8 protein-coding genes are annotated in these 11,754 nt (G+C 38.6%); 3 read left to right on the top strand and 5 right to left on the bottom strand.

Going from position 1 to position 11,754, the window contains the following annotated elements; all coding sequences use genetic code 11:
• From BZK24_RS06750 to BZK24_RS06735, 4 genes are all read right to left on the bottom strand, one after another.
• The coding region (locus BZK24_RS06750; RefSeq protein ID WP_077656956.1) for a glycosyltransferase family 25 protein at positions 1 to 568 on the bottom strand (568 nt) is incomplete at its 3' end.
• A gap of 24 nt (positions 569 to 592) precedes the next feature.
• Positions 593 to 1,168, bottom strand: a complete 576-nt coding sequence (locus BZK24_RS06745) for an adenylate kinase (RefSeq protein WP_077656955.1) — start codon at positions 1,166 to 1,168, stop codon at positions 593 to 595.
• A 16-nt stretch (positions 1,169 to 1,184) separates the two neighbouring features.
• Entirely contained in the window at positions 1,185 to 2,918 is a 1,734-nt protein-coding gene (aspS, locus tag BZK24_RS06740) for an aspartate--tRNA ligase (protein WP_077656954.1), read from the bottom strand.
• 34 nt (positions 2,919 to 2,952) lie between these two features.
• Positions 2,953 to 3,894, bottom strand: coding sequence for a chemotaxis protein (locus tag BZK24_RS06735; protein WP_077656953.1), 942 nt, complete (start codon positions 3,892 to 3,894; stop codon positions 2,953 to 2,955).
• Positions 3,895 to 3,966: 72 nt separating this feature from the next.
• Between BZK24_RS06735 and ligA the strand changes: the two genes are divergently transcribed.
• From ligA to BZK24_RS09900, 3 genes are all read left to right on the top strand, one after another.
• The gene (gene ligA / locus BZK24_RS06730) at positions 3,967 to 5,937 is read left to right on the top strand and encodes an NAD-dependent DNA ligase LigA (protein WP_077656952.1); all 1,971 of its coding nucleotides are present in this window, start codon (positions 3,967 to 3,969) and stop codon (positions 5,935 to 5,937) included.
• A gap of 124 nt (positions 5,938 to 6,061) precedes the next feature.
• Positions 6,062 to 6,394 (top strand): ribbon-helix-helix domain-containing protein, encoded by a 333-nt coding sequence (locus tag BZK24_RS06725; RefSeq protein WP_000399900.1) that lies wholly within the window; start codon positions 6,062 to 6,064, stop codon positions 6,392 to 6,394.
• A gap of 298 nt (positions 6,395 to 6,692) precedes the next feature.
• On the top strand, positions 6,693 to 6,905 hold the full coding sequence (locus tag BZK24_RS09900; protein WP_001874199.1) for a hypothetical protein: 213 nt from the start codon (positions 6,693 to 6,695) through the stop codon (positions 6,903 to 6,905).
• 348 nt (positions 6,906 to 7,253) lie between these two features.
• Here the strand turns inward: BZK24_RS09900 and BZK24_RS06710 are convergent.
• A partial coding sequence (locus BZK24_RS06710) for a vacuolating cytotoxin domain-containing protein (protein WP_171972423.1) occupies positions 7,254 to 11,754 on the bottom strand: 4,501 nt, incomplete at its 5' end.

The raw sequence follows: 11,754 nt of genomic DNA, 5'->3' as shown, positions 1-11,754 counted from the left end.
GGGGGTGGGGTGGGGGGGGGGGGGTAACTTCATAATTTTCAATAGGCGTTTTTTCCATAGACGCTTCAGCCTCTGCATGATTTTCCATAGGCACTTCAACCTCTTCATTTTCATTCTCTGTATAAATAGGGAGAGCGCACAAATTGGTTTTATGGCCTCCCCAATAATGCCCATAGAGTCTCACAAAATCAAAAGGGCTTTTCAAGCAATCTTCTAAGGCTTGCATGAAATTAGACTCTAGCGCTACATCATCTTCTAAAATAACGACCGGTTGGTTTAATTTAACGCATTCTTTCCACAAAAAATAATGACTCAAATAGCACCCAAATTCTTGGGGCAATAATTCTTGATAACAATAATCAGAATGGAACCAATCGGATTTTAACATGCTTTGCGCATCATAAAGCTCTTGAACGAATTTTTCAAAATCTTCGTGTTTGGGGCTAATAGCGTCAAAGATTTGAAAAACGCAACGACCTTTAAACTTTTCGTTAGACTCTAAAACGAGTTTTTCAGTATCCAAACGCCTTTGACTTTCTTTTAAAGAAATGATATAAACACCAATCACAGCTCATTCTCTTTGGAACGCATTTTAATTCGCAAAAGACAAAATATATTTTTGCATTTCATTCACAATCTCTTCAATGCTTCTTTCGCCATTGATAACTTTATGCAAATGTTTAGCCTTGTAAAAATTTTGGATCTCACCCAACGGATCCAAAAACACCCGCATGCGGTTATGAAACACGACTTCATTATCATCAGCCCCCCTAGAGCGCCCTAAAACCCTTTCTTTAGCGGTGTTTTCACTCACTTCTACTTCAATCACGCTTTTTAAAATCACTTCATTTTGAGCGTTCAATTCCTTATCCAAAGCCTGCATTTGCTCCACGCTCCTGGGATAGCCATCAATTAAAATGATCCCTTTACTAGAGCTTTTAATCGCTGAAAGGATCGTTTCTACCACAATTTCTAAAGGCACTAATTCGCCTTGAGAAGTGAATTTCTCAATCAATAAGCCTCGCTCGGTCTTTTTAGCGCTCTCAGCCCTGAGTAAATCCCCAGTAGAAAAATGAGCGATTGTTTCGCTGTTATTCTTAGCGATAAGCTCTGCATCAGTGGTTTTACCACTCCCTGGGGCTCCAATAATCAAAAATAGTTGTTTCAAATCGTATCCTTTTAAATTATTTTCTCAAGCGAATGTGTAATTCTCTTAGTTGCTCTTCATTAATGGGGCTAGGCGCATCAGTCAATAAGCATGAAGCTTTTTGCGTTTTGGGGAAAGCGATCACGTCTCTAATGCTATTGGATTTAGTCATTAGCATGATCAAGCGATCAAAGCCTATCGCAAAGCCCCCATGAGGAGGAGCGCCAAACTTTAGCGCTTCTAATAAAAAGCCAAATTTCTTTTGCGCTTCCTCTTCGTGGATATTGATTTTTTCAAAGACTTTTTTTTGCATTTCTTCTTTATGAATCCTAATGCTTCCCCCACCAAGCTCCACGCCATTAAGCACCACATCATACGCATGCGCTTCAATCTCTTCTATATCTTCGCATTCTATATTTTTAGGCATCGTAAAGGGGTGGTGCGCGGCATGATAGCCGTTTTCGGTTTTTTCAAACATGGGAAAATTGACCACCCATAAGAAATTCAAAGCGTCTTTATCAATCAAATCAAGCGTTTCAGCCACTTTCAAGCGCAAGCGCCCCATGTAATCTAACACGATTTTTTTATCCCCAGCTCCAAAAAAGACAATATCCCCAGTTTTTGCACCAGTTTTTTCTAAAATATTCTTAAGCCCCTTTTCGCTCAAAAATTTAACTAAAGGCCCTTTAATCCCATCTTCTTTAATCTGCAAATACGCTAAGCCTTTAGCCCCAAATTGGCGCACAAATTCTTCTAATTCTTTTAAAACGCTGCGGCTAAAAATGATATCAGCCCCCTTAACATTCAAAGCTTTAATGCGTTTATCTTTAGAATCTTGTGCGATATTAGAAAAAATAGCGTTTGAGCTGTCCATAAAGCAATCCCCCACTTCTATTAAAGGCAATTCAAAGCGTAAATCCGGCTTATCGCTCCCGTAATTTTCCATCGCTTCCTTATAAGGCATGCGTTTAAAAGGTTTAGAAATAGTATGCCCAATCGCTTTAAAAATCGCTTGCAACAAATCTTCCACCACGCCCATCACATCATCTTCATCGCAAAAACTCATTTCCGCATCAATTTGCGTGAATTCTGGCTGCCTGTCCGCTCTCAAATCTTCATCTCTAAAACAACGAGCGATTTGAAAATACCTATCCATTCCCCCCACCATTAAAAGCTGTTTGAATAATTGCGGGCTTTGAGGGAGCGCAAAAAATTCGCCCTCATGCACCCTGCTTGGCACTAAATAATCCCTAGCTCCCTCAGGCGTAGTTTTAGACAGAATGGGGGTTTCAATCTCTAAAAAGCCCTTTTGGGCTAGAGTGTTACGAGTGATTAAAGCCACTTCACTGCGCAATTTAAAGATTTCATAAGCATTCAAAGAGCGTAAATCCAAATAGCGGTATTTCAAGCGCAAATCTTCATTCACATTTTTATTGCCAATTTCAATCGGTGGGGTAGCGCTTTTATTTTCAATGACTAACTCTTCTAAAACGATTTCAATTTTACCGGTCTTTAGTTTAGGGTTTTCTAACCCAGCACCCCTTAAACGCGCTTTCCCTTTAGCCACTAGCACAAATTCGCTCCTAACCTCTAAAGCCTTTTCATAAGCCTTAGAGCTAGGATCACAGACGAGTTGCACCAAACCGCTTTTATCCCTTAAATCAATAAAAACCACGCCTCCATGGTCTCTATAAGTGTTACACCACCCGGCCACTTTGATGATTTTACCCACATCTTTTTCACTAATTTCTGTGCAGAAATGACTTCGCATGTTTTATCCCTTTAAATTAAAACAAAAATTAAATTTATGAAAGCGTCTTTTTAAGCATTTCATGGATTTCAAGAATGTTAGATTTTACCACAAAACCATCCGCTTCTAAAGATTGGGCTAACTGGCGGTTAGAATCGCTGCTCATGGACGAATTGATAATCACAGGAAGATGCTCAGTCCTGTGATCAGCTTTAATGGTTTTTAACACTTCAAACCCTGAAACATTAGGCATTTCTAAATCCGTAATGACCACGCCGACTTGTTGGTAATGTTCTTTTTCATACAAATAATCCAACAATTCCCTCCCATTTGGAAAGGCTAAATAACGCAATTCTAAAGTTTGAACGATCTTTTCTAGGGTTTTAAGAGCGCTTAGGGAGTCTTCAGCGATTAAAATGAGTTTTTGGCTTTGAATGGCTTCTATGCAACGCAAAGTCAAATCGTCTAAATCCTTCAAGCTAGGGAAAACATCGCTAATCATTTTCTCCACATCTAAGATTTGCACCACTCGTTCTTCATCAAAACGAGTGATAGCGCTAAGCTTGCCCTCTTCATTAATGCCTTGTTTGTCCCCAGCACTAATCTCATTCCAATTTTTATGAATGATTTTTTCAATCTTTAAAACCTTTAGAGCGATGGAATGGTTAGAAAAATGGCACACGATCACCAGATTATGATCATCTTTAACGCTGCATTCTTTTAAATCACGACTCGGATCATTGGCGTTATAATGCAACCACCTTTTCACATCCACTAAAGGAATGGATTCGCCCCTAACGCTAAGAAATCCGAGCATCACGCCATCGCTCCCTCCAAGAATCTCTGTAATCTCCCCATCATAATGGATAATTTCTCGGATCTTAAAAATATTCATGCCATAAAGTTGGGCGTCTTTTTCTGCATCTAATCTAAAACACAGAAATTGCGCTTCGTTGTTCAAGTGCAACGAAGTCGTTTTGTCAATGTCTCTTACCACCTAATTTCCCCTAAAGCCCTATCAAAGATTAAATGTTATAATACTACCCTAATTTAGTTTAAAAGGTTTTTAATGATAAAAAGCCAAAAAGAATATTTAGAAAGAATTGAATATTTAAACACCCTATCGCACCATTATTACAACCTTGATGAACCCATCGTAAGCGATGCGGTCTATGATGAACTTTACCAAGAATTAAAAGCTTATGAAGAAGAAAACCCTAATGATATTCAGGCTAACTCCCCTACCCAAAAAGTGGGGGCTACTGCCACCAATGAGTTCAGTAAAAACCCCCATTTAATGCGGATGTGGAGCTTAGATGATGTGTTCAATCAAAGTGAATTGCAAGCGTGGTTGCAACGCATTTTAAAAGTTTATCCTAACGCTTCATTCGTGTGTTCGCCCAAACTTGATGGGGTTTCGCTCAATCTTTTGTATCAACATGGCAAGCTAGTGAGTGCGACCACTAGGGGTAATGGCTTAGAAGGGGAATTAGTGAGTGCAAACGCTAAACACATCGCTAATATCCCCCACGCTATCGCTTATAATGGAGAAATAGAAATCAGGGGCGAAGTGATCATTGCTAAAAAGGATTTTGACGCTTTAAACAAAGAGCGCTTAAACGCTAATGAATCCCTATTCGCTAACCCTAGAAACGCCGCATCAGGGAGTTTGAGACAGCTTGATAGCGAAATCACTAAAAAGCGTAAATTGCAATTCATTCCTTGGGGCGTGGGCAAGCATTCTTTAAATTTCCTAAGCTTTAAGGAGTGTTTGGATTTTATTGTTTCGCTAGGTTTTAGCGCTATTCAATACTTAAGCCTAAACAAAAACCACCAAGAAATAGAAGAAAATTACCACACCCTGATTAGAGAAAGGGATGGCTTTTTCGCCCTTTTAGACGGCATGGTGATCGTTGTGAATGAATTAAACATTCAAAAGGAGCTAGGCTACACGCAAAAATCCCCTAAATTCGCTTGCGCTTATAAATTCCCGGCTCTAGAAAAACACACAAAAATTGTAGGAGTCATTAACCAAGTGGGGCGTAGCGGGGCGATCACACCGGTCGCTGTTTTAGAGCCTGTAGAAATTGCTGGAGCTATCATTACGAAAGCGACCTTACACAATTATTCTGAAATTGAAAAAAAGAATATCATGCTCAATGATAGGGTTGTCGTCATTAGAAGCGGCGATGTGATCCCTAAAATCATCAAACCTTTAGAATCTTATAGGGACGGCTCGCAACATAAAATTGAACGCCCCAAAGTTTGCCCTATATGTTCGCATGAGCTTTTATGCGAAGAGATTTTTACTTATTGTCAAAACCTCAACTGCCCGGCAAGGTTGAAAGAAAGCTTGATTCATTTCGCTTCTAAAGACGCTTTAAACATTCAAGGCCTAGGCGATAAAGTCATAGAGCAACTTTTTGAAGAAAAACTCATTTTTAACGCTCTGGATTTGTATGCTTTAAAATTAGAAGATTTAATGCGGCTAGACAAATTCAAAATCAAAAAAGCTCAAAATCTATTAGACGCTATTCAAAAAAGCAAAAACCCTCCCTTATGGCGTTTGATTAACGCTTTAGGGATTGAGCATATCGGTAAGGGAGCGAGTAAAACGCTGGCTAAATACGGCTTAAATGTGTTAGAAAAAAGCGAATCCGAATTTTTAGAAATGGAAGGCTTTGGGGTGGAAATGGCGCGCTCTTTAGTCAATTTTTATGCGAGCAATCAGGAATTTATCCGATCGTTATTTGATTTGTTAAACCCTAAAAACAACGATATGGCTGAAGAAAAGCAAAAAAGCCCTTCTGTTTTCAGCAATAAAACGATTGTTTTAACCGGCACGCTTTCTAAACCACGGCAAGAATACGCTCAAATGTTAGAAAATTTAGGGGCAAAAATTTCTTCAAGCGTGAGCGCTAAAACCGATTTTTTAATCGCTGGAGAAAACGCCGGCTCAAAACTCGCTCTAGCAAAAAAACATGGCGTGAGCGTTTTGAATGAAGAAGAATTGTTGAAGCGCCTTAAGGAATTGGATTGAAATTAAAATCAAATACCCGGTTAAATTCTAAAGAAAAATTCCAATTTTCATTCTTAATGAATTTACTCACAAGATCCTATTTTATAGTAGAATGCGAAAAATAAAGATACTTTAAGGAGCAATAATGGAACACCATAAAGCGCACACAACCATTCAGGCCTTACAAGCCAAACGCAAAAAATTGCTAACAGAATTAGCCGAGTTAGAAGCAGAAATAAAAGTGAGTAGCGAACGAAAAAGCAGTTTTAACATTTCGCTTTCGCCCAGTTTGTTAGCTGAAATAGAAGAGATAGAATACGAAGAAAAAACAAGTAAAGAGCGAAGAATCAATCATAGCGTTTTACTTTCGCCCAGTTTTATGGCTAAAGTGGATGAATACATGAAAGAGAAAGGTTTTCCTAATCGCTCGCTCCTCTTTGAAAAAGCGTTGGAATTTTATATGCTAAAACACCCATAAACCAGTAACGGACAAAAAATGAGAGGGTATTTAGGGTTTTGATAATAAGAAATCAAAAACTCCGTTTCTTTGGTTTTTAGGGTTTTTTTATTTAAAGATTTGGCTTTGTCTATTTTTGAGAGTTTGGAGCACTTTTTGAAATCGTTTCACTCGCTTAGAGCGTGTCTATCAGTAACGCTTTTGGCTCGTTTTAACAAATATTGGTTAATTTTTTAGTAATACTGCACTAAATAAAACCATCATTTGAATATAATAACCCTAAATAGGATTTTAAATCATTTCCATATAAGGGGATTTTATGATTTCTAATATCAGCACACGCCCAAAAACCTACCCACCTAAATTAAACGCAAACGACCTTTTTAAATCCTATCAATTTTTTATAAAATTGATTATTATGGATGAACTAGAAACCAGTTTAGAGCAAAACGCTCTTATATCAAATCTCATAAGCTTGCGCAACACCCAACAACTTACAAGCATCATCGCCACTCCGATCCTATTGTCTTAGATAGTTGCGAATGGGTAGGAATGGCAACATTAATCAATACGAAGATTCTTTTAATTCTAGCATTAATCGCTTCAAAACTAATCGTTGTGATCGCTTTTATCTTTATTGTTCTCTCTTCTTATGTGCTTTAGTATCATCGCTATTCTTCATTTTAAAGCGCTTATTTTTTGTTAGTGTTTTTTTAAGCGTATTGTTTTGTTTTTGCTTGGCCATTTTTGTAGCTAGAATTTTTCAAAACGAACAAAGCATCTTGGGATTTTGTAATATCATCAATCTCTATGCGCTAATGTCTTGTTTGGCTTCTCATCAATCGTTTAATGGCTCAAAAAAGGGGTAAGCCCCAACCCCCTAAAACGCTAGACGCATTCCAATATTTCCGGTAATATTGATCATTTTATAATCCAATCCAAACCTAGCCCCCACCCCAGCATTCGCATAAAAGCTTTTAAACAACCTCACTTCCCCGCCCGTAGTGATGCTCGCAAAGGTGTTGTAAAGCTCGCCTTTTCTGTAACTCAAAGTGTTGTTGCCAATGAAACGCACCAATTTATCCCCCATAGAATTAACTAATAAGTCTCTACCAAAGCCGCCAATCGCATAAAAATAAGAGTTTGTGTTGAAATAATGGCGGTTCTCAAAAGCAAAATCAATCGTTAAAACCGACTTTTTAGACGGATCAGCGTTCGCTTTAAACTGGTTATAGAGCGCGTTATTCATCACTCCTTCTAAACCGGTCATGCCAATATAGTAATACCTTAAACCAATTTGAGGTTTTAAAATGATGCTTTTGTTTTTAAACATGAAATCATACCCGTAATTGACTCTTGCGTTCGTCGTCCATGTGCTGTATTTATAAGATTGGTTGATCATAGAAAGCAAAGCGTCGTTGGAGCTGATTTGGGTTTTATTAGCCCCCCAAGTTTCATTAACGCTGAAAGTCAGCTCGCTCTTTTTGATGAAAGCCCTCGCATACAAGCCCACATCCACATTATCAGATTTAGAATTAGTGATGCGTTCATAAAACCCGCTATACCCATAAGCCGCATACCCTCCAACAATCACACCCTTAATGAATCTGTCATAGCCCACATTGACACCATAGAGCGTTCCTGTGCCATTTTCCACAAAGCTCACGCCCCCAACGCCGGTCGCCCAAAGGTTGTTTTTTAATTTATCCCTTTGAGAGTATTTTAAAATCACATCCATCGCATTAGGGGTCGCATCAGCAAATCTTTGGTTTTTAAGGCTGCTCAAGCGTTCGCTAAAATCCGTTGAATCAAAGGAAGCGAAATTAGAAAGCTTGGCTAAACGGCTCATTTGTTGCGTGTAAGTGTTGAGCTGTAAAGCATCGGTGGAATTGTTTTTAAGATTGGGTTTAGAAAGCATGCCTAAAGCGCTGGTAATATCTTTCATTAAAGTAACAATGTGTTCAGTGGGATTGTCTTGCAAATAATAAGGAGCGAACAAGGGATTACCCCCCTTAGCCACAAAAAGCTCATTCAACCACAGAATGGAATTATTGCCCGCAGATTTGATCGCATTCAAACCAGCACTGCCTTGAATGTATTTAATGTAATACTCCAAACTAGGGGCATGAATATCCATGGGCTTATCAGAGACGCTAACTTGAACTTTATCATAAAGGATAGATGAATACACCATTTGCCCTTGATTGTCTTTAAAGCTTACCACAAGACCCCCATCTTTAATACTAACCGGTTGGTTGTCATAGCTTAACGAATCGCCCTTTAATTGCATGCGTTTGCCGTTAAAATCAATGAGGGTGTAAAGCTTGAGATAATCGCTCAAGCTCCCTCCAAGAATCGTTTGATTATCATAGCCATAAACCATGCGTTTAGCGTTAATAAGCGTGTAAGCGCCTTGCTTGAGTTGAGTATTAAAATGGATTAAAGCCTGATTATTATAAGACATGATCGTAGAAGTGCCAGTTACATTGATAATCGTTTGATGGGTTTTATTGTTAAGATTAAAGATTAATGGCCCTTCGCTGTTAAAATTCCCCCCCACATTCAAACCATTTTCATTCGTGCTAAAAGTCGCTCCTTTAAGTACATTGAAACTACCGCTAATATCAGCCCTGTAATTAGAGTTATTGTTAAAAGCGTTATTCACGATCAAATGATTCGCTTTAAAAGTGGCGTTTGGCTCTAAATCTAAAGTCCCGATAGTCGTATTTTGTAAGACTTTTGAAAGATCCACTAATCCATTAGCTTTAATGGTTCCTAAAAAAGCGAAGTTATTGGCATTCACTTCTAGCGTTTCATCGGTTGGAGTGCTTGAAGTTGAAGAATTAGTTTTTTTCTCGCTCATGCAATTTAAGACATTCACGCAAATCTGACCTTTTTGAACGCTAATATCATTTCGTGGCGCATTAAGCGTTAAGCCGTTGGTAGCGTTTAAGGTATCTAATGAAATGTTAGAAAAATCTTTAGATACAAAAGAAAGCCTGCCCTGATATTGCGTGAAATTAATCGTGTTTTTCCCGTTAAAGATAATGGACTTGCCCGCTACAAAATTCAATTCCCCCCCTGTGGCGTTACTAAACGAGCTGTTATTCACAAACACATGGTTTTTAGCCACGAAATTGAAATTCCCTTTTTGCCAAAGATTGTGCAAACCTTTAGGTTTGAGTAAAGAGCCCATGCCCAATTTCTTCAATTCATCTTGCAAGGGTTTAGGCAGTATGGATCCCAAACCTTGATGATAAACGCCTCCAAAGCCCTTATCAGCGATGATTTTATTAATCATTTGCCCTAAGACTTGATCGTTCATGATTTTATTCACTACGCCTTCGCCTAGCAAATCGTTCAACACTTTTTGACCCATTCCAGAAATCGCGCCCAATAATTCCTTACTGGGATTGGTGATGCTATTTAAAGCGATATTCACTAACACGCTTAAATCCTGCGGGCCTAGCCAAGAAATGAGCTTATTGATTAAGGGGGCTTGTTCAATCATTTGATTGAGAATATCCCCAAAGGTCGTTTTATCCAAGAAACTCTGTAAGTCTTTGGCATCAGCGCTAGAACCTATTTTATCCAGGGCTTGATTCAAGCCTCCAGGCACAAAATTATTGGCAAAAGAACTCAAACTTTGCTTGCCATACCAGTTATTGATGAAATTCTCTACATTTTCAATCCCTAAAGTTTTAACAATGAATTTTTCAAACCCTGAAGAATGGGCTTGGATTTGCTCTAAAAGCATTTGATCGATTTCTTTTCTTTTTGCCGTATCCAATGCATTTAAAAGCCCGTTTTCACCAAAAACATCGCCCACCGTTTTAGAATTTAAAATTTCCATGATCGCGTTTTTAAAAGCGCTCACGCCTAAGAGGCTATTCACTTCAGTAGGGCTAAACAAAGAGCTTAAAGTCTTAGATCCAAAATCTTTAGGGATCATGCTAGCTAAATCTTTAGGGATAGCGTTATTGTTCAAACTCTCTTCATAAACAATATTAGAAAGCGCATTCGCTAAGCCTTTTTCTCCAAAAAACTTTTCAATGCCACCTTGCCCTAGATAAGAAAAGATTTTATCAGTCCCTTGAGCGTCAATATTGGCTTGATTAAGCACCAAATTCGTCGCGCTTTCAAAAGACACATTCGCGCTCCCTCCGCTCCCCCAAGCGTTCCCGCTACCGATGGTTCCGGTAATGTAAATGTTTTTAGCCTTAAAATTAGCGTTAATGTAGCCTAAATAAGGCGAAGTGGAATGGAGCAATTGCCCTAAATTAGTCTGTCTGAACATCTGGCAAGTATTATCCCCAACCGCGCATGGCTCTTTATAGCCATCGCCTCCAAACCACACCACGCTTTTAGTATTGGTTTGCCCTTCTTTGATCGCCCCCACAACGAGACTGCCTTGAGAAAAATGATAATTAGTCGTGTTAGAAAAATTATTGATGATCTTCAATAAACTCTTCCAATTCGCTTGGTTTAAAGTAATGCCATATTCTTTTAAGATACTAAAAATCGTTTCAAAGCTATCCGGGCTATTGAGATTGAGATTGTCTAAAGCCCCTGAAGCGATAAGCTTAGCCACTTTAGGCAAAAATTCCTTACCTAAATTAGCGATCACGCTTAAATCCTGTTTAGTGATAGCCTGATTATAGATGTGTAAGGCTTGTAAGGGTTGGTTTTGCGCATTATAAGTCCCGGGTATCTCATTATTCTTACCAAAGCCTTTGATGTTACTATTCAAATAATAAGTGCCAGCTTTGTCGCTCGTGTGATTATAGGAATTCGCACTTTCATCATAAGGGTTTTGTTGGTAATCATACAAGCTAGGAGCGAGATTAAACATCGCATTATTAGAAACGCCGTTTTGAGAGATCTGCACTTTCAAGCGGTTGTTATGCAAGGTTTCGGTAATCGTTTCAGTCGTATTGAGCGGGTTAATGAAACTCCAAGAATGAACGCCGTTATTGAACGAATAATCAGCCTTGTCAATCTGTATGCCATAAAAACGGATCTTTTCATAGCCGTTATTCCCCATTAAACCCTGAATGTTTTGAGCTTGTAAAATATTATAAACTAAGGGCTTGTTTTTTGCATCAAACAAATTCACATTAGACAGATTCAAAACGCCTTGAGTTCCAAAGCTGAAATTCCCGCTTGCATTAATGGATAGAGCGTTAGCACCATTGCCTAAAAGGCTTAGAGTGCTGTTTAAAAGAACGCTTTGAAAATTCAGGGTGCTGTTGTTTTCTAAATCAAACAAGGCATTAGAATTAAAAGTCGCTAATTTAGTGAAAGAAATTTGAGAATTATTAGCGTAGAAATTCACAGGAGCGTTAAAAACGCTGTTGCCATTGAAATTCAACAAGCTTGTT

The sequence above is a fragment of the Helicobacter pylori genome (assembly GCF_001998165.1).
Lineage (GTDB): Bacteria > Campylobacterota > Campylobacteria > Campylobacterales > Helicobacteraceae > Helicobacter > Helicobacter pylori_DL.
Note: the sequence above shows the minus strand (reverse complement) of the source record. Positions and strands in the feature narration are given on the sequence as shown.